Genomic DNA, 23,920 nt, shown 5'->3' on the forward strand with positions numbered 1-23,920 from the left:
GCTAAAATCCTGCGATGCGCCTCACCATCGCCCTGATCTCTTCGCGTGACAGCGGCTCCCGGTCCGTCACAAAATGCAGGGTCATGCCCTCGATAAACGCATCGAGCGCACGCGTCGTCACCGGGTCAAACCACTGCTCAAGCGTGCTCTGGCTGGTTTGCATCCAGTCCTGCATCACTTTTTTAAGCGCCGGTTTACGGCTCATCAGCGCATACAGCTGGTACATCAGCTCCATATTGTGCGGCGTGGTCACTTCTGAGCTGTGGATCAGGGTGGTGATCGCCTCACAGGCCATTTCAGGACCGGTAACACCGGCAAAAAATTCGCGGTATTGCAGCGACATTTGCTGGGTAAAACCGGTGAACGCCTCTTCGAGCAGCGAGTCTATCCCGTCGAAATAATAGGTCATCGACCCCAGCGGCACGCCCGCGCAGCTGGCGATTTTACGGTGCGTCACGGCATTTATGCCATGCTCTGCAATGGACTCCAGGGTGGCCTGAAGGATCCGCTCCCGACGCTGCGGATCGTTTGGTCGTCTGCTCATCTTTTCCCCTTTCGGTTTGTGTACAAATGTACACAAACTTGCTAGTGTTGTCGCTATTGTTGTACTTCTGGTGCTCCTCAATGACGTTGATCTCTCCCCGTAAAGCCCTGCAGCGCCGCCTGTGGGCACTGTTTATGTTCTTTTTCATCCCCGGATTGCTGATGGCGTCCTGGGCGACGCGCACCCCCGCGATCCGCGATATTCTGTCGGTCTCGACGGCAGAGATGGGCATCGTGCTGTTTGGTCTGTCGATCGGTTCGATGAGCGGTATTCTCTGCTCGGCATGGCTGGTGAAGCGCTTTGGTACGCGTAAAGTGATTCGTACCACCATGTGCAGCGCCGTGGTCGGCATGCTGATCCTCAGCGCCGCCCTGTGGTTTGCGTCGCCGGTAATGTTTGCCTTTGGTCTGATGGTCTTTGGTGGCAGCTTTGGCGCGGCGGAAGTGGCGATTAACGTCGAAGGCGCCGCCGTCGAGCGCGAGCTGAATAAAACCGTTCTGCCGATGATGCACGGCTTCTACAGCCTCGGCACGCTGGCCGGTGCCGGTGTGGGTATGGCGTTGACCGCCTTTGGGACCGCCGCGAGCCTGCACATTTTACTGGCGGCGCTGATCTGTATTTTGCCGATTTTGACGGGCATTACCTTCATTCCTGACGGCACGGGCAAAAACAGCGCGGAAGAGCAAAAGTCGACCCAGAAAGGGTTACCTTTTTATCGCGATATGCAGCTGATGTTGATTGGCGTAGTGGTGCTGGCGATGGCGTTTGCCGAAGGCTCCGCGAACGACTGGCTGCCGCTGCTGATGGTCGACGGCCACGGTTTTAGCCCTACCTCCGGTTCACTGATCTACGCCGGGTTTACCCTCGGGATGACCGTCGGGCGCTTTACGGGCGGCTGGTTTATCGATCGTTACAGCCGCGTGGCCGTGGTGCGTGCCAGCGCGATGATGGGCGCGCTCGGTATCGCGCTGATTATTTTTGTCGACGTGGACTGGATCGCCGGTGTTTCGGTCATTCTGTGGGGCGCCGGTGCGTCACTCGGGTTCCCGCTCACCATTTCGGCAGCCAGCGATACCGGCCCGGACGCCCCGACGCGCGTCAGCGTGGTTGCCACCACCGGCTATCTCGCCTTCCTGGTCGGCCCGCCGCTGCTCGGGTTCCTCGGCGAACATTACGGGTTACGCAGCGCCATGCTGGTGGTATTAGCCCTGGTCATTGTCGCTGCGCTGGTCGCAAAAGCCGTGGCAAAACCTACAACACAAGATTCAGCAATGGAGAAGGGATATGAGCGTTAAGTTAATCGCCGTCGACATGGATGGAACCTTCCTGAGCGACGCCAAAACCTATAACCGCGAACGCTTTCTGGCGCAATATGCGCGCATGAAGGCGCAAGATATTCGCTTTGTGGTTGCCAGCGGGAATCAGTATTACCAGCTTATCTCCTTTTTCCCGGAGATTGCCGATGAGATCGCTTTTGTCGCCGAAAACGGCGGCTGGGTGGTGAACGCTCGCGAAGATGTGTTTAACGGTGAACTGACCAAAAACCAGTTCGACACGGTGGCGCGTTTCCTCTGCTCTCTGCCGGAAGTGGAAGTGATCGCCTGCGGGAAGAGCAGCGCCTATACCCTGAAATCTTACGATGACAATCTCAAAGAGATGGCGGCGAAGTATTACCATCGTCTGGAAATGGTTGATAACTTTGACCATCTTGATGATATCTTCTTTAAGTTTGGATTGAATCTGCCGGACAGCGAAATCCCGCGCGTGCAGGCGATGATCCATCAGGAACTGAGCGACATTATGGTTCCGGTGACCACCGGCCATGGCAATATCGATCTGATAATTCCAGGCGTGCACAAGGCGAACGGGCTGCGTATTTTGCAGCGGCACTGGGGTATCGACGATAGCGAAGTGGTGGTGTTTGGCGACAGTGGGAATGACGTTGAGATGCTGCGGCAGGCGGGCTTTAGCTTTGCGATGGCAAACGCCAAACCGAATATCAAGGCCGAGGCGCGTTTCGAGGCGCCGCACAATAACGACGAAGGCGTGCTGGATGTGATCGAAAAAGCGTTGAACGGGGAAGCGCCGTTTAACTAGCGCGCGAATTGCCCGGTAAGCGTAACGCCACCGGGCAACAACTTACTGTAACGCGCTGCCGACGCGTTTATCTTTCAGGAACATCACCATCAGCCCCAGCCACAGCACGCCATTGGCGAGGTTAAACAGGCTGAACAGCCCGTTACCGCCAAAGCTGTAGGCGTGTTTACTGACTTCAATGCCCACGGTAAAGATCAGCATCTGCAGCATCCCCATCGCGGCGGATACGGTGCCTTTACTCATCTCGCTGGCAAACAGCGTCAGGCGCACCAGCCCGGCATTCGCCAGGCCAATCCCAAAGGCATAAATACTCAGCCCGGCTGTCATCCACAGATAAGCGTGTGAAGAGGCGACGGTCGCCACCGCTGCAACCACCAGCCCGGCCACAATCGGCCAGCCGCCCATAATGATCAGCGAGCGAACGCTACGACGGGATGTGAGGCGTGCCAGCACCAGGTTACCGATAATCAGCGCGCCAAAAACAGGCACCTGCAGTAGACCGTATTCGTAGCTACTGAGCTTCTCGCCGCTAATAATAATGACCGGTGACTGGGCAATCCACGCCAGTAGCGGCAGGCTGACAAACCCGGTCGCCAGCGCGCCCGCCACAAAGCGGCCATTCCTGAGCACCTCTTTATAGTCGCGCCCCAGCTCTTTAAGGGACAGTTTTTCGCCCAGGCGGGTGGCGGTCTCTGGCATTGCGCGGTGCAAACCGAAGAACGAAATCGCCGCCAGCGCCGCGAACAGCACAAACATCCCTTCCCACGGCGCAACGTGCACCCACGCCGCGCCCACCAGCGGGCCGAGCAGCGGCGCAATCAGCGCCACGTTCGCCATCAGGGCGGTGATTTTGATACACACCGCCTCCTCGAAAGACTCCTGAATAGCGGCATACCCCACGGCGCCGATAAAGCACAGGCTCACCCCCTGCAAGAATCGCAGCAGCGTGAATTGTTCAATCGTTTGCGCCAGCAGAATGGCGAGGCAGGTGACGATAAACCACACCACGCCGGTCAGCATCACTGGGCGACGGCCAATGCGATCCGACAGCGGCCCCAGCAGCCACTGCAAAAACATGCCGCCAGCCAGATAGGCAGTCATGGATGTCGGTACCCACTCGATCCCGGCGTTGTACTGCTCCACCACGGCCAGCATACCCGGCTGGATCATATCGTTGCCGATATAGGTGGAGAATTCGTAAAGCACCAGACACAGAGGGAAAAGTAACGCCTGACGACCCAGACGATTACCGGAAGAAGAACGGTTTAACATGCAGTCTCTTTTTGATGAAAAAATCGCGATGAGTTTAATGAAATGCCCGGTCGCGAGATAGTGAATTATCGAAGATAAACAGAAATAAAGCACATATCGTCGTCGTTTAAGGTTTCCTTAAGTTGACACCTTTATGATGGGCCTATTTCCCGTCAACGAACGTCATTATGGCTCAACATACTGCCCCTTCGGATTTATCTAAGTCACCGACAACTAAGATAAAACCCCTTTACCGTTTACCGGTGCGCTTTTATGGTTATCAGCTTTTCGCGCTACTGCTGATGGCGGTGCTGTTTACCTGGCTTTCGCGCGATGAGACGCTCGACCGCTGGATCACGGGTTTCTGGTATGACGCCGCCAGCCACCATTTCCCGCTGCAGCAAAACGCGCTGCTGGATCTGCTAAACCATCGACTGGCGAAGTACGTTGCGATTGCGACGGCGGCCGTGGCGCTGATTTACGGCGCCTTTCGTCGCAACATGCCGCTGGTCACCGGAGCGCTGCTGATGGGACTTGGCACCCTAGTGGTCGGTGTGCTGAAAAGTACCAGCCATCACAGCTGTCCGTGGGATCTGCTGGAGTACGGCGGCAAAGCGGTTTCGTATCCGCTGTTTAGCAGTACGCCTGAAGGCAGCGGCCCCGGTCGTTGCTTCCCTGGCGGGCACGCATCGAGCGGCTTTATGGTGATGGGGCTGTTTTTCGCCTTCTGGCGCGAGCGCCCTCGTCTGGCGTGGTGTTTCGTGGCGCTGGGTGCGGTGGCGGGCCTGACGATGGGCTTCGGCCAGGTCATGCGCGGCGCCCATTTCTTCTCTCACAACCTGTGGGCAGGTTGGTGGGTTTGGTTTTCTCAGGTCGTGGCTTACGGCCTTGTTTCTGCCTGGTTTGCAAAAGAGTGAGTTGGAATGCTAGAGAATCTCAATTACGGACTGTTTTATCTGATTAATGCCACCCCGGCGTCACCGGAGTGGATGATTATGTTTGCCAAATTTGTGGCGAAGGATCTGATTAACATCGTGCCCTTGCTGATCGCGATACTCTGGCTGTGGGGGCCGCGCAAGCAGGTCAGCGCGCAGCGTCAGCTGGTGATAAAGGTGGCGATGGCGCTGGCGGTTAGCATGACCGCCTCCTGGACGCTGGGGCATCTGTTCCCGCACGACCGTCCATTTGTCGATCATATCGGTTCAAACTTCCTGCACCATGCGGCTGACGACTCCTTCCCGAGCGATCACGGCACCGTGATTTTCACCTTCGCACTGGCCTTTTTGTTCTGGCACCGCGTCTGGTCGGGCGTGGTTCTGATGGCGATCGCACTCGGCATTGCCTGGTCGCGGGTCTATCTCGGCGTCCACTGGCCGCTGGATATGCTGGGCGGACTGCTGGTCGGAATGATGGGCTGCCTGAGCGCGCAAATCCTGTGGAATATCATGGGGCAGCAGATTTATCGCGGGCTGCAGCGCGTCTACCGTATCTGCTTTGCTCTCCCGATCCGCAAAGGCTGGATACGTGACTAATCCCGGTCCGACAGGTTACACTTGAACCCCCACATTGTGGGGGTTCACCTTTTCGCCCCGAGGATCTATGGAAACACGACGCGACGACCGCATCTCCCAGCTGCTGCAAGCCCTGAAGCGCAGCGATAAGCTGCATCTCAAAGAAGCTGCCACTCTGCTCGGCGTTTCCGAGATGACCATCCGTCGCGACCTGAACAGCGAGAGTGCTCCCGTGGTGCTGCTCGGCGGCTATATCGTGCTGGAGCCACGCAGCGGCAGCCACTATCTGCTGAGCGATCAGAAAACCCGCCTGGTTGAGGAAAAACGCAAAGCCGCACGGCTGGCCGCCTCCCTCGTGCAACCGCATCAGACGCTGTTTTTCGACTGCGGCACCACCACGCCATGGATTATCGAAGCCATTGATAACGCGCTGCCGTTCACGGCGGTGTGCTACTCCCTGAATACCTTTCTGGCCCTCCAGGAGAAACCTGAGTGTCGGGTGATCCTCTGCGGCGGTGAGTTTCACGCCAGCAATGCCATTTTCAAGCCGTTGAATCTTCAGGACACCCTGAGCAATCTCTGTCCGGATATCGCCTTTTACTCAGCGGCAGGCGTGAGCGTGCGCCAGGGCGCAACCTGTTTTAACCTCGAAGAGTTAACGGTGAAGCATTGGGCAATGAATGCCGCGCAGTATCATGTGCTGGTGGTGGATCACAGCAAATTTGGCAAAGTGCGTTCAGCAAGAATGGGCGATCTGGCACGCTTTGATGCGATTGTCAGCGACTGCCGCCCGGATGACGAGCTGGTCGCACACGCCAAAGCGCAGCAGATTAAATTGATGTACTGACTGGGGGTTTTGCCGGGCTTAGCCGCCAGCGCGGTCTGATGCTCTCACCTTATCCCTCCCCCGTCGGGGGAGGAGGCAAACACTCAAAACGATAACCTTGCGGTTATCGTTTTGCTTTTATGAGAACCAGCTACCAAACCACGAGTGGAATTTCATCATCACGAAGTCCCACATCCGGCTGAAGAATCCACCCTCTTCCACCGCTTCCATCACGATCAGCGGACGCTGCTCAATGGATTTGCCGTTAAGCTGGAAATCGATCGTGCCGACCACCTGGCCCTTTTTCAGCGGCGCGGTCAGCTGTGGATCGGTCAGAGTGTAGCTCGCTTTCAGATTCTTAAGCTGACCACGCGGGATCGTCACAGAACCCGCTTCACCCGCGCCCAGATTCACTTCACTCTTATCTCCGAACCAGACGCGCTGGCTGATAAAGGTCGCGTCAGGTTTAATTGGCGTCACCGTTTCGAAGAAGCGGAAGCCCCAGGTCAGCAGTTTTTCGGATTCATTAAAGCGGATGCGGTCGGTTTTGGTGCCAAGCACCACGGAGATCAAACGCATATCGCCCTGGGTCGCAGACGCCACCAGGTTATAGCCTGCGCCTGCGGTGGTGCCGGTTTTCATGCCGTCCACATTCACATTGCTGCTCCACAGCAGACGGTTGCGGTTCGGCTGGCGGATCTTGTTGAACGTAAACTCTTTCTCTTTATGGATGGCGTACTCATCCGGCACGTCGTGGATCAGCGCTTTGCCCAGCAGCGCCATATCGCGGGCGGTACTGAACTGCCCCGGCGCGTCCAGGCCGTGGACCGTTTTGAAGGTGGTTTTGGTCAGGCCGAGCTTTTGCGCGTAACCATTCATCAGGCCGATAAAGGAGTCCTGGCTGCCCGCGACGTAATCCGCCAGCGCGATACAGGCGTCGTTCCCCGACTGAATAATCACCCCTTTATTCAGATCCGACACGGAAACCTGGTCACCCGGTTTCAGGAACATCACGGACGAGCCGCGCAGGGCCGGGTTGCCGGTGGCCCAGGCGTCTTTGCCAATGGTCACCATGTCGTCGAGCTTAATTTTGTTTGCTTTGAGCGCCTGCCCGACCACGTAGCTGGTCATGATTTTGGTTAGACTCGCGGGATCGAGCTGTTCGTCCGCGTTGCCTTCCGCCAGAACTTTGCCGCTGGCGTAGTCCATCAGGATCCACGCGCGCGCGTCGACCGGAGGCGCTTCTGGTGCTGCCGTTTCAGCCGCAAAAAGTGTGGGGGAAAACAGGAAAAGCAGTGCGGAGCCTGCCGCCAGGCTGCGCAGAGAAGAAGTTGTATGCGTCATAAATGCCACCCGAGTGTCCTTTCTAAAAAATCACGTCACATCACCGTGTCGCAAGAAGCGATGAGTAATAACGTACTAATGAGTCTAAAGAAACCTAAACCAGGTAAAGTTTTTAAAGTTTACGCAATAACGGGCCGGGGTGCTGTCCCGGATGCGATTTTTTTGTCTTCTGTTGCGTAAATGTTAGGTTTATCTCACCATGTGCAATCGTAGGCTTTGATTCACCACTCAGGTTATTTCACTCATTCAGGAGTCAATATGATTACGCTGTGGGGCAGGAACAATTCAACCAACGTCAAGAAAGTGCTCTGGACGCTGGAAGAGCTGGATTTACCGTTTAACCAGATCATGGCCGGTTTGCAGTTTGGCGTGAATAACGATGCCGAGTATCTGGCGATGAACCCTAATGGACTGGTGCCGCTGCTGCGCGACGATGAAACCGACTTAATCCTGTGGGAATCGAACGCCATTGTGCGCTATCTGGCAGCACAGTACGGGCAAAACCGCCTGTGGGTGGACAATCCTGCCCGCCGTGCCGAGGGTGAAAAATGGATGGATTGGGCAAACCAGACGCTCTCCCCCGCGCACCGCCCGATCCTGATGGGCCTGGTCAGAACCCCGGAAGCCGAGCGTGATTATGCGGCGATCGACGCTGGAAAAGCGGCGTGCGAAAAACTGTTTGCCCTGCTGGATGACGCACTCGCGAACCAGCCGTGGCTCTCAGGCTCCGCGTTTGGCGTGGGCGATATCGCGGTCGCGCCGTTTATCTGGAACCTGACCAACATCGGTCTGGAGTGGGGATCGTATCCAAACCTGGAGCGCTGGTTCGCACAGCTCAAAGCGCGCCCGGCCTTCCAAAAAGCGATCATGATCCCCGTGAGCTAATCACGCCCCGGACGGGCTGACTTTCAACAGTTGCCCGTCTGATTCATCCGTTAATACATACAGATAGCCATCCGGCCCCACCCGCACATCGCGGATGCGGTTGCCTTTATCCCCCAGAATCCGCCCGTCTTCCGTCACCTTATTGCCGTCCACGCTCAGGACAATCACGTCTTTCTCTTTCAGCGCGCCCACGAACAGTTTGTTTTTCCACTGCGGGAAGACGTCGCTGTTGTAGAACGCCATGCCGCTCACCGCAGGCGATACTTTCCAGACAAACAGCGGCGGCTCCGTGCCTTCGACATGCTCGCCTTTGGCTTCCGGAATTTTCAGGCCGCTGTAGTTAATCCCGTGCGTTGCCAGCGGCCAGCCGTAGTTTTTGCCTTTTTCAGGGATGTTAATCTCATCGCCGCCACGCGGGCCGTGCTCATTCAGCCACAGCGCGTCGGTCCAGGGGTTCATCGCCATTCCCTGCGGATTACGGATGCCGTAGGACCAGATTTCCGGGCGTGCGCCTGCTTTATCGACGAACGGATTATCCGCGGGCACTTTGCCCTGATCCGTCAGGCGTACCACTTTCCCTTGCAGCTTATCCAGATCCTGCGCCGTCGGACGCTGATTGTTTTCACCCAGGCCGATAAACAGATAGCCTTTTCCGTCGAACACCAGTCGCCCGCCGAAGTGATTTCCCGTCGACAGTTTTGGCATCTGGCGGAACACCACCTGGAAAGCCTCGACGCGCGAGAGATCCTCGCTCAGGCGACCATATCCTACTGCCGTGCCCGCTTTACCGTCGTTACCGACTTCGGCGTAGCTGAGCCAGATACGGCGCGACTGTTCAAAATCCGGAGCCAGCACCACGTCCAACAGACCGCCCTGCCCGCTATCCCACACTTTGGGTATCCCGACGATCGGATCTGACAGCCCTTTTCCCGCCTGCCAGTGCTTGAGCTGCCCGCCCCTGAGGGTGATCAGCATGCCCTGATTATCCGGCAAAAAGGCCAGCGACCACGGGTGATCGAGTTTAGTTTGCAGCACATCGACGTTGACTGCGCCGGGTGCCGCCATTACGTAAGCGGAGAGAAAGAAGAGAGACAGAGGAATCAGCGAAGATCGGCGCATTACGCACTCCTTTTTTCGACGTTTGGCATAAAGAGTAGCCAGGCCGACCGGGCGCGTGAGCACTTTTACAAAAGCTTAATCAGAAGGGGGAGTCGCCTCCCCCGGAGTTTAGTGCTGATGGAGCGCGGCGTGCTCTTTCAGGCACATAATGCAGAGAGTCAGTGTCGTCAGGGAGTGCTCCAGTTTCTCCGCGCTGACGGCGACAAACGTTGGACAATCATGGTGTCCGGTCATCAGGCATACGGCAGCTTTTGACAACGCGTCAGCCGCGCGTTGCAGGACAAGCTGTTCATCAGCGTCGTAATAATCCCGCAGGATCGGCGCTTTTTCACGCATGTAGTCACACAGTTCAAAACAATTATCGCGCAGATGGTCGCTTTCGCTGACTGACATATACCCTTTTGCCATCCTTAACTGCAGGTATGCCGCAAGGTCAATCCGGGCATTGATCAGCTTGTTCAGTAGATCGCGTTTCAGTCTGTCAACGGACATGCTATTTCCTCCCTTGTCAGCCATTGTGCACGATCAGAATAAGCTCATTTTTTGACCAGATTAATGCGTCAGGTCAATAAATCGTAACTGATTAACATTCTTTACAATGTTACAACCTCCGGCCCTCAGCCCTACCCTTTAATCTTCGGGTCCAGCGCGTCGCGCAGGCCGTCACCCAGCAGGTTAAAGGCCAGCACGGTAAAGAAGATCGCGAGGCTTGGGAAGATCGCCACGTGAGGCGCAATCACCATGTCAGCCCGCGCTTCATTGAGCATTGCGCCCCACTCCGGCGTCGGCGGCTGTGCGCCTAATCCCAGGAATGAGAGGCTCGCCGCTGAGATGATCGACACGCCGATACGCATGGTGAAATAGACCACAATGGATGAGACCGTACCGGGCAGGATGTGGTTAAACAAGATGGTCGCATCGCTGGCACCAATACTGCGCGCCGACTCGATAAACGTCTGTTGCTTCAGCACCAGCGTATTTCCGCGCACCAGACGGGCAAACGCAGGAATGGAAAAGACCGCCACGGCGATGATCACATTAGCCATCCCGCTGCCCATTATTGCGACGACGGCGATCGCCAGCAAAATACCGGGGAAGGCAAACAGCACGTCGCAGATACGCATGATGATGCGGTCCCACCAGCCTTCGTAGAACCCCGCCAGCAGCCCCAGCACCGTACCGATGGCAGCGCCAATCAGCACCGCGAAAACCCCCGCCGCCAGCGAAATTTGTGCGCCGACCAGCACGCGGCTAAAGATATCGCGCCCGAGAGAGTCCACGCCAAACCAGTGCATCATTGACGGGCCATCGTTCAGTCGATCGTAATCGAAGTAGTTTTCCGCATCGAACGGCGTGATCCAGGGTGCCAGAATCGCCACTACGATCAGCAGCAGCACAAACAGTCCGGCGGTCATTGCCACCGGCTGACGACGAAATCGCCGCCAGAACTCCAGCCACGGCGTGCGGATATGGTCCGGTTTTAACCCCGGCATAGCCTTTAAAATGGCCTGACGACGCCAGTTAAACAATCGCATGTTACTTGTACCTGATAGCCGGGTTAATGGCGGCGTAGAGCACATCCACCACTAAGTTGATAAGAATAAATTCCAGTGAAAATAGCAGCACCTCTGCCTGAATCACCGGATAGTCGCGCATGTCGACGGAATCGACCAGCAAACGACCCAGTCCCGGCCAGTTAAAGACCTTCTCCACCACAATCGAACCGCCAAGCAGGAAGCCAAACTGCAGGCCCATCATCGTGACAACCGGAATCATCGAGTTGCGCAGGCCATGCTTGAGGATCACCCACTTTTCACTCACACCTTTGGCGCGCGCGGTGCGCATATAGTCTTCACTCAGCACATCGACGAACGAGGCGCGCGTAAATCGCGCCATCACGGCGGCCACCGCTGCGCCTAAAGTGAGCGACGGCAGAATGTAGTGCTTCCACGTATCCGCCCCCACCGTCGGCAGCCAGCCCAGTTCGACGGAGAAGATCTGCATCAGCAGCATCCCCAGAGCAAACGCCGGGAAAGAGATCCCGGTGACGGCCAGTGCCATGCCGAGCTTATCCGGCCAGCGGTTGCGCCAGACAGCGGCGATAATCCCCGCGGCAAGACCAAAAATCATCGCCCAGATCATACTGGCAAGAGTGAGCCAGAACGTCGGCATAAAGCGGCTGGCAATCTCCTCAGAAACCGGACGTCGCGACACCATTGAGATGCCGAAATCGCCCTGCAACACGTTGGTGATGTAGTGCCAGAACTGCACATACAGCGGCCGATCAAGACCCAGCTGCTGGCGCACCATATCGATCACAGTCGCATCCGCCTCCGGCCCGGCGATGAGTCGCGCCGGATCGCCGGGCAGCATATGGACGAACAGAAACACCAGCACCGCCACAATCAGCAGCGTTGGGATCAGCCCCAGCAGGCGTTTAAAAACGTAATTCAGCATGCCTTTCCCTCTCATCCCGCAGACTATCGCCTGCGGGAATGAGTTCTGTTATTTCAAATCCGCGTCTTCAAAACTGAAGCCCGTATCCGGCATGATGTAGAACCCGGTCAGCGCCTTGTTGTGGGCGGAAACCAGTTTTTCCACCACCAGCGGCACCCACGGCGACTCTTTCCACAGAATATCCTGAGCATCCTTGTACAGACGCGCTTTCTCGTCGGTTTTGGTGGTTTTCAGGGCATCCGTCAGATCTTTATCCACCTGCGGATTGCTGTAGAACGCGGTGTTAAACTGCGTCGGCGGCCAGTTTTGCGAGGCAAACAGCGGCGAAAGCGCCCAGTCTGCTTCACCCGTTGATGCCGTCCAGCCGGTGTAGAACATGCGCACACCGCTCTCTTTCTGCCCTTTGCCTTCCACTTCCGCCGCACGCTGGCCCGCGTCCATCGCTGTCAGCTGCGCTTTGATGCCCACCTGCGCCAGCTGCTGCTGGGTGAACTGCAGCACTTTCTGCGCGGTGCTGTGATTATGAGATGACCACAGCGTGGTGCTAAAGCCGTTCGGGAAACCGGCCTCTTTCAGCAACTCGCGCGCTTTCGCCGGATCGTAAGGCCAGGGTTTGTAGCTCTGGGCGTAGGCAATCGACGGCGGCACAATGCCCGTTGCCGGGGTCGCATAGCCCGCAAAAGCCACTTTCACCAGTGCCTGACGGTTAATGGCGTAGTTGATCGCCTCGCGCACTTTTGGATTATCAAACGGCTTTTGCGTCACGTTCATGCTGATGTAGCGCTGCATGATCGACGGGCTGGCCACCAGCTCCAGCTTGCTGTTTTTCTCAAGGATTGCCGCCTGCTCGTAAGGGATCGGGAAGGCAAACTGCGCTTCGCCGGTTTGCAGCATCGCCGCACGGGTGTTGTTGTCGACAACCGGACGCCAGGTAATAGAGTCCAGTTTCGGCAGGCCCTTCTGCCAGTATCCGGCGAATTTCTTCACCTTCACGAAATCGGTCTGATTCCAGGTCACCAGCTCGTACGGCCCGGTGCCGACCGGGTGGAAACCAATCTCTTTGCCGTATTTTTTCAGCGCTTCCGGGGAGATCATCGCCGTCGCCGGGTGCGCCAGGATATTGATAAACGCCGAGAACGGCTCTTTAAGGGTGATTTTCACCGTCGTCGGATCGACGGCCTCGGTGCTGGCGATGTTTTTATAGAGGTTATAGCGCTTGAGACTGTTTTCTTTGTTGCTGGCGCGATCGAGGTTCACCTTCACGGCTTCAGCATTGAAATCAGTTCCATCCTGGAACTTCACGCCGCTGCGCAGTTTGATGGTGTAGACCAGCCCGTCATCGGAGACGGTATAGCTTTCGGCCAGCACATTCTTCAGCTTCATCTCTTTATCAAGGCCAAACAGCCCCTGATAGAACGACTTCGCCACCGCCTGCGACAGCGTATCGTTAGCGTCATACGGGTCCAGCGTGGTGAAGTTGGACGCCACGGCGACCACCACATCTTTGGCCGCAAATGCAGGCGTTGCCGCCAGTGCGGCCGTCACGCTCGCGGCTAACAGCCATGAACGAGCAACAAATTTTGTCATTGTATTCTCCTGTTGTTCCCTGTCTGTCAAAAGCTATAAGCGTGAAAAGGCGTTGTGCTGATGCGGCGGTGCCACGAAATGTCCGGGGCCCACTTCGCGCAGGACCACACGCTCCGTCGCCTCGCCGCGTTTACGAATATTGCCCGGCATCTCATCCTGCAACAGCACGCGGTGGCCGTGCCGGTGCGCCGGGTCGGCCACCGGCACGGCGGCCATCAGTTTGCGGGTGTACGGGTGCTGCGGGTTTTCAAACACCGCGCGACGCGGGCCAATCTCCACGATTTGTCCCATGTACATCACCGCCACGCGATGGCTGATTCGCTCTACCACCGCCATATCGTGTGAGATAAACAAAAAGGCGATGCCCAGATCGCGCTGGAGATCGAGCAGTAAATTGATGATTTGTGCACGGATGGAGACATCCAGCGCCGAGACGGATTCGTCGGCAATCACTACCTTCGGATTCAACGCCAGCGCGCGGGCAATGCAGATGCGCTGACGCTGTCCGCCGGAAAATTCGTGCGGGTAACGCCAGGCATGTTCCGGCTTTAACCCCACGCGTTCCAGTAACCAGGCGACGCGCCGCTGCCCCTCTTCGCCTTTCAGCAGGCCATGCACCCGCAACGGCTCCATGATCGAGTAACCGACCGTCTGGCGCGGATCGAGGGAAGCATAAGGGTCCTGGAAGATAAACTGAATATCCCGGCGCAGGTGCTGTAGTTTGCTGGCAGGCAACGTGTCGATGCGCTCACCGTTAAAGGTAATGCTGCCCTCCTGGGAGTCGACCAGACGCAGCAGCGCCCGTCCGGTGGTGGATTTCCCGCAGCCCGATTCCCCCACCAGCGCCAGGGTTTCGCCCGGCCACAGGTCGAAACTGACGTTTTCCACCGCGTGCACTTCGCGCTTCACGCGGTTAAGCAGCCCGCCGCGCAGCGGGAAACGGGTCACCAGATCGCGCACCTGCAGAATCGGCTCGCCCGGTACCACCGTGTCTTGTTCGGTCTCTTCGCTTTGCGCCACGCCCGGCGAAAGCAGCGGGAAACGACGCGGCAAATCGCTGCCGTTCATCGCCCCGAGACGCGGAACCGCCGCCAGCAGCGCTTTGGTGTAAGGGTGTTCCGGTGTGTGGAAGATCTGCTCCACGCTGCCCGTTTCGACGGCCTCGCCCTGGTACATCACCAGCACCCGGTCGGCGATATCCGCCACCACGCCCATATCGTGGGTGATAAAAATCACCCCCATCTCCATCTCCTGTTGCAGCACTTTGATGAGCTGCAGGATCTGCGCCTGAATGGTCACATCCAGCGCGGTGGTTGGTTCGTCGGCAATCAGCACCGCCGGACGGCACGACAGCGCCATAGCGATCATCACCCGCTGGCGCATGCCGCCGGAGAGCTGGTGCGGGTAACGCCCGAGAATGGTTTGCGCTTCCGGAATACGCACCAGATCAAGCATGCGTTTGGCTTCTGCCAGCGCCTGCTCGCGGGATAATCCCTGGTGCAGGCGGATAGATTCGGCAATCTGCTCACCCACCGGAAACACCGGATTGAGCGAAGTCATCGGCTCCTGGAAAATCATCGCCATGTCCGCGCCGCGCACGCTCTGCATTTGCGACTGGCTCAGCTCGGTGAGATCGATGACCTGCTGATTGCGACGGCGCAAAAGCAGGCTGTCACAGTTGATCATCCCGCCGGCCTGCTCCAGCAAACGCATCAGCGACAGGGCCGTGACGGATTTACCGGAACCGGATTCACCGACAATCGCCAGCGTTTCGCCTCGCTTGAGAGAGAACGAAAGCTGTTTTACCGCCGGGACAAGCCGCCGCTCTTCCTGAAACGCAATGTTCAGGTTGTGGACGGCCAGAACTTCCCGGCTATCCAGATCGTTACTGTGCGGCACGCAGGCTCCCCTTATTCACGATAAATTCCCGTCGAGGGTGCATCGCCCGCATAACCCCAGGCGCGATACATCCCTTCACTGTTAAACGGCAACGCGACGTTGCCTTCACGATCCACAGCAATCAGCCCGCCGCTGCCGCCGAGCGCCGGGAGTTTTTCCATCACCACGCGCTCGCAGGCCTCGGCCAGACTTAAGTTTCCGTAATCCATCAAGGCGGCAATGTCATACGCCGCGAGCGTGCGGATAAACACTTCGCCCGTACCGGTGCAGGACACGGCCACATTGGCGTTATTGGCGTAACATCCCGCGCCCGGCAGAGGGCTGTCCCCGACCCGGCCCGGTAATTTGTTGGTCATTCCGCCGGTAGAGGTGGCCGCCGCGAGATTGCCCGCTTTGTCCAGCGCCACCGCTCCAACGGTACCCATTTTGGTGCGCTCATCGAGCGGTGCCGCGTGATCGAGCTGGGTGATCCCGGCGCTGCGCGCGTCCAGTAATTGCTGATAACGCTCGGGCGTCGAGAAGGTCTCAGCAGGCACCCGTTCCATGCCGTTTTCTGCGGCAAACTGCTCCGCGCCAGCTCCCGTCATCAGGACGTGCGGGCTTTGCTCCATCACCAGACGCGCCGCCAGAATCGGGTTACGCAGATGGCTGACACCCGCCACCGCACCGGCTTTCAGGCTATTGCCGTCCATCACGCAGGCGTCCAGTTCGTGGGTTTCGTCGCGAGTAAATACCGACCCAATACCCGCGTTAAACAGCGGGCACTCTTCCAGCAAACGTACCGCCTCGGTGACGACATCAAGCGCGCTCTCACCCGCCTCCAGCATCCGCTGGCCCGTTTCAACAATGGCAGAAAGCGCGTCAACGTAGCGTTTTTCCTGCTCCGGACTCAGCTTCGCGCGGGTAATCGCCCCTGCGCCGCCGTGAATTGCGATCACCGCATTAACCATTTCCATCACCCATCAGCACAGAGGCGCCGCTTTTTCTATAAATATCATTATCGTTGTCAGATCTTCAGACGAATTTTGAATATAGAAAGACGCAAGGGTGATGTAAAGACTACACCCTCTGTGTCATACAGTTAGGGGCACTTTTCTGTCATAATGCCCGCTTTCGCTGTTATCCCGCAGGAGTAAACCATGGATTTTACCGCCGGACTGATGCCGCTTGAAACGGCACTCACGCAGATGCTCGCCCCCGTCACCCCGTTGAAAGAGCACGAAACGCTGCCTTTGCTGCGCGGTTTTGGGCGAGTGCTGGCGCGCGACGTTGTCTCTCCGCTCAATGTGCCGGGGTTTGATAACTCGGCGATGGACGGTTACGCGGTGCGCCTTGCGGATATTCAGGCGGGAAATGCCTTACCGGTCGCCGGAAAAGCCTTCGCCGGTCAGCCGTTCGCGGGTGAGTGGCCACAGGGGACCTGCATTCGCATCATGACCGGTGCGCCAGTGCCTGACGGGTGCGACGCGGTGGTGATGCAGGAAGAAACCGAACAGACCGACGCGGGCGTGCGTTTTACCGCCAGCGTTAAAGCGAATCAGAACATCCGCCGCGCCGGGGAAGATATCGCCCAGGGCGCAACGGTATTCGCCGCAGGAACCAAACTGACAATCGCAGAGCTGCCGGTGCTGGCATCCCTCGGCATTGCGGAGATCGACGTGGTGCGCAAAGTGCGCGTTGCGCTTTTCTCGACGGGCGACGAACTGCAATTGCCGGGCCAGCCTTTGCAGGCGGGCCAAATCTACGACACCAACCGTCTGGCCGTGCATCTGATGCTGGAACAGCTGGGCTGCGAGGTGATCAACCTCGGTATCATTCCGGACGATCCGCAAAAACTGCGCGCGGCCTTTATCGAAGCGGATAACGCAGCCGACGTGGTGATAAGCTCCGGCGGCGTCTCCGTCGGCGAAGCGGATTACACCAAAACCATTCTCGATGAGCTGGGCGAAATCAGCTTCTGGAAACTGGCAATCAAACCGGGCAAGCCGTTTGCCTTTGGCACGCTGGCTAACAGCTGGTTCTGCGGTCTGCCGGGCAATCCGGTTTCGGCGGCACTGACGTTTTATCAACTGGTGCAGCCGCTGCTGGCGAAACTCTCCGGCGATAACGCCTCAGGCTTGCCTCCTCGCCAGCGCGTGCGAGCGGCGACGCGACTGAAAAAATCCCCGGGGCGTCTGGATTTCCAGCGCGGTATTCTGACGCGTAACGCCGACGGCGAGCTGGAAGTGAGCACCACCGGGCATCAGGGCTCGCATATCTTTAGCTCATTCAGCCAGGGCAACTGCTTCATCGTGCTTGAGCGTGAGCGCGGCAACGTCGAAGCCGGTGAATGGGTTGAGGTCGAAGCCTTTAACCATCTGTTCGGAGGCTAAAATGGCGGTGGAGCTGAACGATCAGGAGATGCTGCGCTATAACCGTCAGATCGTCCTACGCGGGTTTGATTTTGACGGGCAGGAAGCACTAAAGGCGGCGAACGTGCTGATCGTCGGCCTTGGCGGGCTGGGCTGTGCCGCCGCGCAGTATCTGGCGGCAGCGGGCGTTGGCAGGATGACGCTGCTGGATTTCGATACGGTATCGGTGTCGAACTTACAGCGTCAGACACTGCACAGCGATGCGACCGTTGGCGAGCCGAAAGTGAACTCGGCGCGCGATGCCCTGGCGCGGATCAACCCGAATGTTCACTTTACCCTCATTGATGCGATGCTGGACGATGCGGCACTGTCCGCCCACATCGCGCAGCACGATATTGTGCTTGATTGCACCGACAACGTGGCGGTGCGCAATCAGCTCAACGCGGGTTGTTTTGCCCATAAAACACCGCTGATCTCCGGGGCGGCAATCCGCATGGAAGGGCAGATTAGCGTCTTTACCTATGCGGATGGCGAGCCGTGCTATCGCTGTTTAAGCCGACTGTTTGGCGAGAACGCCCTCACCTGCGTGGAAGCGGGCGTCATGGCGCCGCTGGTGGGGGTGATCGGTTCATTGCAGGCGATGGAAGCGATTAAAGTGCTGACCCATTACGGCACACCTGCCGCCGGAAAAATCCTGATGTACGACGCGATGACCTGTCAGTTTCGTGAGATGAAATTGATGCGTAATCCAGGCTGCGAGGTGTGCGGGGGATAACGCTGACCGGGTGAGGCGACGCCAGCACCCGGTTTACTGGGTCAAATCGACGTGCGCCCAAACGCCGTCTGCCAGTCCTGCTCAAACTTCACTACCGCCGCATCCACCGCCGGACAGCTAATAAATTGCTGCGCCACGTCCAGCGGCAGGGTGATAGATTCACACCCGGCCAGCAGGCAGTCCAGCGCCTGACGCGGCGTTTTGAAGCTGGCGGCCAGCACTTTAGCGTGCGGCGCGTGCAGCGTCAGCAGCTGCTGGAGTTCCACTACGGTCTGAATTCCGTCACCGCCCTGAGCATCAAGGCGATTCACATAGGGTGCGACATAATCCGCGCCCGCTAATGCCGACAGCATCCCTTGCGCCGCGCCATACACTGCCGTCCCAAGCGTTGGGATCCCTTCCGCTTTCAGCATTTTGATTGCCGCCAGCCCTTCTGCCGTAACCGGCACTTTTACCACCAGATCGTTAATGATGGCGCGCAGTTTACGTGCGTCTTCCACCATGCCCTCTGCGGTCGTCGCCATCACTTGGGCAAACAGACGCCCTTTTCCGCCGAGCGCGTCATGCAGCTCCGGCAGCAACACCTCCAGCGGCTTTTTACCTGCTGCGACGATGCTCGGGTTGGTCGTTACACCGGCTAACGGGAAAACGCGTGCCAGTTTTTTGACTGCGGCTACGTCAGATGTGTCGAGATAAAATTCCATGATGTCACCCTCAAAATTAACCTGCCGTAACACTACCACGTAAAAACCTTCCTCAGAGTTGACGCACATCAAAATAACTTTCACTCGAAAGTTATTTAATCTTCATACGCAACAAGAGGCGAAAATATGATCTTCAATATTCAGCGTTACTCCACCCACGACGGCCCAGGTATTCGTACCGTGGTGTTCCTGAAAGGCTGCTCCCTCGGCTGTCGCTGGTGTCAGAACCCGGAGAGCCGCTCCCGCACGCGGGATGTGCTGTTTGATGCCCGCCTGTGCCTCGAAGGCTGCGACCTGTGTCAGCAGGCTGCGCCAGGGATTATCGACCGTGCGCTGAACGGAGTGATCATCCATCGCGAAAAACTCAATGACGCCCATCTCGACGCCCTCACCGACTGCTGCCCGACCCAGGCGCTGACAGTCTGTGGAGAAGAGAAACAGGTGGCCGATATTATGGCAACCGTCCTGCGCGATAAACCCTTTTACGATCGCAGCGGCGGCGGTATCACCCTCTCCGGCGGCGAACCCTTTATGAGCCCGGAGCTGGCCCATTCTCTGTTTAAAGCCAGCCACGATCAGGGCATTCACACGGCGGTCGAAACCTGTCTGCATGTGCCATGGCACTATATCGAACCGTCGTTACCCTATGTCGATCTGTTCCTCGCCGACCTTAAGCATGTCGATAGCGAGGTGTTTAAACAGTGGACTGACGGCTCGGCAAAACGGGTGCTGGAGAACTTAAAACGCCTGGCTGCTGCCGGAAAACAGCTGACCATTCGCGTCCCGCTGATTCAGGGCTTTAACGCCGATGAAGCATCGATTAAAGCCATCACCCGTTTTGCCGCTGACGAACTGAACGTCCGCGATATCCACTTTTTGCCGTACCACACCCTTGGCATGAACAAATACACCCTGCTCGGCCAACCCTACTCTGCCCCTGACAAACCGCTCGATAACCCTGAGTTACTGGAGTTTGCCCAACAGTATGCGGCCCAGAATGGGTTAACTGCGACCCTACGAGGATAAAGATATGACACAGCTGAATCTGAACACCCTGACAGACCGCATTAAGGCGCACAAAACCGCTCTGGTGCATATCGTGAAACCGCCTGTCTGTACCGAGCGCGCGCAGCATTACACCGAAATGTACAAGCAGCACATGGACAAACCGATCCCGGTGCGTCGCGCGCTGGCGCTGGCGCATCATCTGGCAAAACGCACCATCTGGATCAAACACGACGAGCTGATTATCGGCAACCAGGCAAGCGAAGTGCGCGCTGCGCCAATCTTCCCGGAATACACCGTCTCGTGGATTGAAAAAGAGATCGACGATCTGGCCGACCGTCCGGGCGCTGGCTTTGCGGTGAGCGAAGAGAACAAGCGCGTGCTGCACGACGTCTGCCCGTGGTGGCGCGGCCAGACGGTACAGGATCGCTGCTACGGTATGTTTACCGACGAGCAAAAAGGGCTGCTGGAAACCGGCATCATCAAAGCCGAAGGCAACATGACCTCCGGCGATGCGCACCTGGCGGTGAACTTCCCGCTGCTGCTGGAGAAAGGTCTCGACGGCATGCGCGCGAAAGTCGCGGAGCGCCGTACCCGCATCAATCTGACCGTGCTGGAGGATTTGCACGGCGATCAGTTCCTGAAAGCGATTGATATCGTACTGGAAGCCGTCACGCTGCACATTCAGCGCTTTGCCGATCTGGCGCGTGAAATGGCAAAAAATGAGATCCGCGAAAGCCGCCGCGACGAGCTGCTGGCAATGGCGGAAAACTGCGATGTCATTGCCCACCAGCCGCCAAAAACCTTCTGGCAGGCGCTACAGCTGTGCTATTTCATCCAGCTGATCCTGCAAATTGAGTCCAACGGCCACTCGGTCTCCTTCGCGCGTATGGACCAGTATCTCTATCCGTACTACCGCCGCGACGTGGAGCTGAATCAGTCCCTCGACCGTGAACATGCGATTGAACTGCTGCACAGCTGCTGGCTGAAGCTGCTGGAAGTGAACAAAATCCGTTCCGGCTCGCACTCTAAAGCCTCGGCGGGTAGCCCTCTGTATCAGAACGTCACCATTGGCGGTCAGAAACTGGTGAACGGCGAGCCGATGGACGCGGTGAACCCCCTATCCTACGCGATTCTGGAATCCTGCGGTCGCCTGCGCTCCACCCAGCCAAACCTGAGCGTGCGTTATCACGCGGGCATGAGCAATGATTTCCTCGACGCCTGCGTGCAGGTTATCCGCTGCGGCTTCGGGATGCCCGCGTTTAACAACGACGAAATCGTCATCTCCGAGTTCATTAAACTCGGCGTGGAAAAAGAGGACGCCTACGATTACGCGGCAATCGGCTGCATTGAAACCGCCGTCGGCGGCAAGTGGGGCTATCGCTGCACCGGCATGAGTTTTATCAACTTCGCGCGCGTGATGCTGGCGGCGATGGAAGGTGGTCGCGACGCCACCAGCGGCAAGGTGTTCCTGCCGCAGGAGAAAGCGCTGTCTGCGGGCAATTTCGACAACTTCGACGAGGTGATGGCCGCCTGGGATAATCAGATCCGCTACTACACCCGCAAATCGATTGAAATTGAGTACGTGGTCGACACCATGCTGGAAGAGAACGTGCACGATATTCTCTGCTCGGCGTTGGTGGACGACTGCATCGAACGCGCGAAAAGCATCAAGCAAGGCGGCGCGAAATATGACTGGGTATCAGGTTTGCAGGTGGGCATCGCCAACCTCGGCAACAGCCTCGCCGCCGTGAAGAAACTGGTGTTCGAACAGGGAGCGATTGGTCAGCAGCAGCTGGCGAAAGCGCTGGCGGAGGACTACGAAGGTCTGACGCATGAGCAGCTGCGCCAGCGTTTGATCAACGGCGCGCCGAAATACGGTAACGACGATGACAGCGTGGATCTGCTGCTGGCCTGTGCGTATGAGACCTATATCGAAGAGCTGAAGCAGTATCACAACCCGCGCTACGGCCGTGGTCCGATTGGCGGGAATTACTATGCCGGTACGTCGTCCATCTCCGCGAACGTGCCGTTTGGCGCCGCAACCATGGCAACGCCGGATGGCCGTAAGGCGCATACTCCGCTGGCGGAAGGGGCCAGTCCGGCATCCGGTACCGACCACCTCGGGCCGACGGCGGTGATCGGTTCCGTCGGCAAACTGCCAACGGAGGCGATTCTGGGCGGTGTACTGCTGAACCAGAAGCTGAACCCGGCGACGCTGGAAAACGATTCGGACCGTCAGAAGCTGATGATTCTGCTGCGGACCTTCTTCGAGGTGCATAAGGGCTGGCATATTCAGTACAACATCGTGTCACGCGAAACGCTGCTGGAAGCGAAGAAACACCCTGACCAGTACCGTGACCTGGTGGTGCGCGTCGCGGGCTATTCCGCCTTCTTCACCGCCCTGTCGCCGGATGCGCAGGACGACATTATTGCGCGTACCGAGCATACGCTGTAATTTCCACCCGCAACCCCTCTCCCACGCGGGAGAGGCTGAGCACACTAAAAACAGCAACCCAAGGGTTGCTTTTTTGCGTTTACTTTCATTCGAAATAAATTTGTGGTTCGGGTCACATTGTTATTAGAATGTTGCTGGTCGCAGTAATATTCTGGAGAGCAATGTATGACCGTAAAAGTTATCGTCACCGATATGGACGGAACTTTCCTTGATGATGCCAAGCAGTACGATCGTGACCGCTTTATGGCGCAATTTCAGCAGCTTCAGGCCCGGGACATCGAGTTCGTGGTCGCCAGCGGAAACCAGTATTACCAGCTCATCTCCTTCTTTCCGGAACTGAAAGAACAGATCTCCTTCGTGGCGGAAAACGGCGCGCTGGTCTTCGATCATGGCGAGCAGATTTTCCACGGCGAACTGACGCGTCACGAATCACAAATCGTGATTGGCGAATTACTGAAAGACAAACAGCTTAACTTCGTCGCCTGCGGGCTGGAGAGCGCCTACGTCAGCCAACACGCGCCGGACGAGTTTGTCGCGCTGATGTCAAAACACTACCACCGCTTACAGCGCATCAGCGATTATCATGAGATCGACGACGTGCTGTTCAAGTTCTCCCTGAACCTGCCGGACAGCGACATCCCTGGTCTTATCGACAAACTGCACGTCTCGTTAGATGGCATCATGAAACCAGTCACCAGCGGCTTTGGCTTCGTCGATTTGATCATTCCCGGCCTGCATAAAGCGAACGGGATTAGCCGCCTGCTGAAACGCTGGTCGGTCTCTCCGCAGGAGTGTGTGGCCATTGGTGACAGCGGCAACGACGCGGAAATGCTGAAGCTGGTGAAATACTCGTTCGCCATGGGTAATGCGGCGGAAAGCATCAAAACGATCAGCACCTTCAGCACCGATGACAATAACCACCAGGGCGCGCTGAACGTCATTCAGGCCGTACTCGATAAAACTGCTCCGTTTTAACCTCTGATTCCTCCCCTGCCGGGGCAACGCTCCGGCACCTCACTCTTTTTTCATCCTGTGCTGCCCGTCAAGTTTTTAAACTTGCATTAACTTATTTTTAACTTAAAGTATCACTTGTAGATACTTTTACTT

22 protein-coding genes are annotated in these 23,920 nt (G+C 57.4%); 11 read left to right on the plus strand and 11 right to left on the minus strand.

Annotation, left to right across the window (positions count from 1 at the left end):
• Window position 1 precedes the first annotated feature (1 nt).
• Window positions 2–544, minus strand: a complete 543-nt coding sequence (locus ABIE11_RS08395) for a TetR/AcrR family transcriptional regulator (RefSeq protein ID WP_100777056.1) — start codon at window positions 542–544, stop codon at window positions 2–4.
• Window positions 545–624: 80 nt separating this feature from the next.
• Here ABIE11_RS08395 and ABIE11_RS08400 point away from each other — a divergent pair, with 80 nt between their 5' ends.
• Complete coding sequence (locus tag ABIE11_RS08400; protein WP_429184311.1) at window positions 625–1,839, plus strand: MFS transporter; 1,215 nt, start codon at window positions 625–627, stop codon at window positions 1,837–1,839.
• Window positions 1,829–2,641, plus strand: coding sequence for a Cof-type HAD-IIB family hydrolase (locus tag ABIE11_RS08405; protein ID WP_429184312.1), 813 nt, complete (start codon window positions 1,829–1,831; stop codon window positions 2,639–2,641). Before ABIE11_RS08400 ends, ABIE11_RS08405 begins: the two co-directional genes overlap by 11 nt.
• A gap of 42 nt (window positions 2,642–2,683) precedes the next feature.
• On the opposite strand, the gene ABIE11_RS08410 is transcribed toward ABIE11_RS08405, so the two are convergent.
• Window positions 2,684–3,913 (minus strand): MFS transporter, encoded by a 1,230-nt coding sequence (locus ABIE11_RS08410; RefSeq protein WP_102105170.1) that lies wholly within the window; start codon window positions 3,911–3,913, stop codon window positions 2,684–2,686.
• A 167-nt stretch (window positions 3,914–4,080) separates the two neighbouring features.
• On the opposite strand from ABIE11_RS08410, the gene ABIE11_RS08415 reads away from it, so the two are divergent.
• From ABIE11_RS08415 to deoR, 3 genes are all read left to right on the plus strand, one after another.
• A complete protein-coding gene (locus tag ABIE11_RS08415; RefSeq protein WP_429184313.1) occupies window positions 4,081–4,809 on the plus strand; it encodes a phosphatase PAP2 family protein in 729 nt (242 codons plus the stop codon).
• A 6-nt stretch (window positions 4,810–4,815) separates the two neighbouring features.
• Window positions 4,816–5,424 (plus strand): undecaprenyl-diphosphate phosphatase, encoded by a 609-nt coding sequence (gene ybjG, locus ABIE11_RS08420; RefSeq protein ID WP_129034304.1) that lies wholly within the window; start codon window positions 4,816–4,818, stop codon window positions 5,422–5,424.
• A 67-nt stretch (window positions 5,425–5,491) separates the two neighbouring features.
• On the plus strand, window positions 5,492–6,250 hold the full coding sequence (gene deoR / locus ABIE11_RS08425) for a DNA-binding transcriptional repressor DeoR (protein ID WP_102105172.1): 759 nt from the start codon (window positions 5,492–5,494) through the stop codon (window positions 6,248–6,250).
• A 117-nt stretch (window positions 6,251–6,367) separates the two neighbouring features.
• Here the strand turns inward: deoR and dacC are convergent, their stop codons facing one another.
• A complete protein-coding gene (gene dacC, locus ABIE11_RS08430) occupies window positions 6,368–7,573 on the minus strand; it encodes a serine-type D-Ala-D-Ala carboxypeptidase (RefSeq protein ID WP_100780743.1) in 1,206 nt (401 codons plus the stop codon).
• Window positions 7,574–7,831: 258 nt separating this feature from the next.
• Between dacC and ABIE11_RS08435 the strand changes: the two genes are divergently transcribed.
• On the plus strand, window positions 7,832–8,458 hold the full coding sequence (locus ABIE11_RS08435) for a glutathione S-transferase family protein (protein ID WP_429184314.1): 627 nt from the start codon (window positions 7,832–7,834) through the stop codon (window positions 8,456–8,458).
• Here the strand turns inward: ABIE11_RS08435 and ABIE11_RS08440 are convergent, their stop codons facing one another.
• The 7 genes from ABIE11_RS08440 to iaaA form a co-directional block, all read right to left on the minus strand.
• On the minus strand, window positions 8,459–9,577 hold the full coding sequence (locus ABIE11_RS08440) for a PQQ-dependent sugar dehydrogenase (RefSeq protein ID WP_429184315.1): 1,119 nt from the start codon (window positions 9,575–9,577) through the stop codon (window positions 8,459–8,461). It lies immediately after the preceding gene.
• A 108-nt stretch (window positions 9,578–9,685) separates the two neighbouring features.
• Window positions 9,686–10,069, minus strand: coding sequence for a biofilm formation regulator BssR (gene bssR, locus ABIE11_RS08445; protein ID WP_100777065.1), 384 nt, complete (start codon window positions 10,067–10,069; stop codon window positions 9,686–9,688).
• 131 nt (window positions 10,070–10,200) lie between these two features.
• Window positions 10,201–11,112 carry a glutathione ABC transporter permease GsiD gene (gene gsiD, locus ABIE11_RS08450; RefSeq protein WP_095281372.1) on the minus strand — a complete coding sequence of 304 codons (912 nt, stop codon included), beginning with the start codon at window positions 11,110–11,112 and terminating at the stop codon, window positions 10,201–10,203.
• Window position 11,113: 1 nt separating this feature from the next.
• Complete coding sequence (gene gsiC / locus ABIE11_RS08455) at window positions 11,114–12,034, minus strand: glutathione ABC transporter permease GsiC (RefSeq protein ID WP_100777066.1); 921 nt, start codon at window positions 12,032–12,034, stop codon at window positions 11,114–11,116.
• 48 nt (window positions 12,035–12,082) lie between these two features.
• On the minus strand, window positions 12,083–13,621 hold the full coding sequence (gene gsiB / locus ABIE11_RS08460; protein ID WP_107703965.1) for a glutathione ABC transporter substrate-binding protein GsiB: 1,539 nt from the start codon (window positions 13,619–13,621) through the stop codon (window positions 12,083–12,085).
• A gap of 33 nt (window positions 13,622–13,654) precedes the next feature.
• The gene (gsiA, locus tag ABIE11_RS08465; protein WP_429184316.1) at window positions 13,655–15,520 is read right to left on the minus strand and encodes a glutathione ABC transporter ATP-binding protein GsiA; all 1,866 of its coding nucleotides are present in this window, start codon (window positions 15,518–15,520) and stop codon (window positions 13,655–13,657) included.
• Between the two features lie 11 nt (window positions 15,521–15,531).
• Window positions 15,532–16,470 carry a beta-aspartyl-peptidase gene (gene iaaA, locus ABIE11_RS08470; RefSeq protein WP_123429192.1) on the minus strand — a complete coding sequence of 313 codons (939 nt, stop codon included), beginning with the start codon at window positions 16,468–16,470 and terminating at the stop codon, window positions 15,532–15,534.
• 189 nt (window positions 16,471–16,659) lie between these two features.
• On the opposite strand from iaaA, the gene moeA reads away from it, so the two are divergent.
• Both moeA and moeB read left to right on the plus strand, forming a co-directional pair.
• Complete coding sequence (gene moeA, locus ABIE11_RS08475; RefSeq protein ID WP_429184317.1) at window positions 16,660–17,892, plus strand: molybdopterin molybdotransferase MoeA; 1,233 nt, start codon at window positions 16,660–16,662, stop codon at window positions 17,890–17,892.
• Window position 17,893: 1 nt separating this feature from the next.
• The gene (gene moeB, locus ABIE11_RS08480) at window positions 17,894–18,646 is read left to right on the plus strand and encodes a molybdopterin-synthase adenylyltransferase MoeB (protein ID WP_194513470.1); all 753 of its coding nucleotides are present in this window, start codon (window positions 17,894–17,896) and stop codon (window positions 18,644–18,646) included.
• A 41-nt stretch (window positions 18,647–18,687) separates the two neighbouring features.
• Here moeB and fsa read toward each other — a convergent pair whose 3' ends face one another.
• Window positions 18,688–19,350 carry a fructose-6-phosphate aldolase gene (fsa, locus tag ABIE11_RS08485; RefSeq protein ID WP_429184318.1) on the minus strand — a complete coding sequence of 221 codons (663 nt, stop codon included), beginning with the start codon at window positions 19,348–19,350 and terminating at the stop codon, window positions 18,688–18,690.
• A gap of 126 nt (window positions 19,351–19,476) precedes the next feature.
• Here fsa and ABIE11_RS08490 point away from each other — a divergent pair, with 126 nt between their 5' ends.
• The 3 genes from ABIE11_RS08490 (at window position 19,477) to ABIE11_RS08500 (ending at window position 23,788) form a co-directional block, all read left to right on the plus strand.
• Window positions 19,477–20,376, plus strand: coding sequence for a glycyl-radical enzyme activating protein (locus ABIE11_RS08490; RefSeq protein WP_194513468.1), 900 nt, complete (start codon window positions 19,477–19,479; stop codon window positions 20,374–20,376).
• Window positions 20,377–20,380: 4 nt separating this feature from the next.
• Window positions 20,381–22,813 carry a formate C-acetyltransferase/glycerol dehydratase family glycyl radical enzyme gene (locus ABIE11_RS08495; RefSeq protein ID WP_429184319.1) on the plus strand — a complete coding sequence of 811 codons (2,433 nt, stop codon included), beginning with the start codon at window positions 20,381–20,383 and terminating at the stop codon, window positions 22,811–22,813.
• A 165-nt stretch (window positions 22,814–22,978) separates the two neighbouring features.
• Window positions 22,979–23,788 (plus strand): Cof-type HAD-IIB family hydrolase, encoded by an 810-nt coding sequence (locus tag ABIE11_RS08500; protein ID WP_181827529.1) that lies wholly within the window; start codon window positions 22,979–22,981, stop codon window positions 23,786–23,788.
• Window positions 23,789–23,920 lie beyond the last annotated feature (132 nt).

Source organism: Lelliottia sp. 489, from assembly GCF_050435885.1.
Taxonomy (GTDB): Bacteria; Pseudomonadota; Gammaproteobacteria; order Enterobacterales; family Enterobacteriaceae; genus Enterobacter; species Enterobacter nimipressuralis.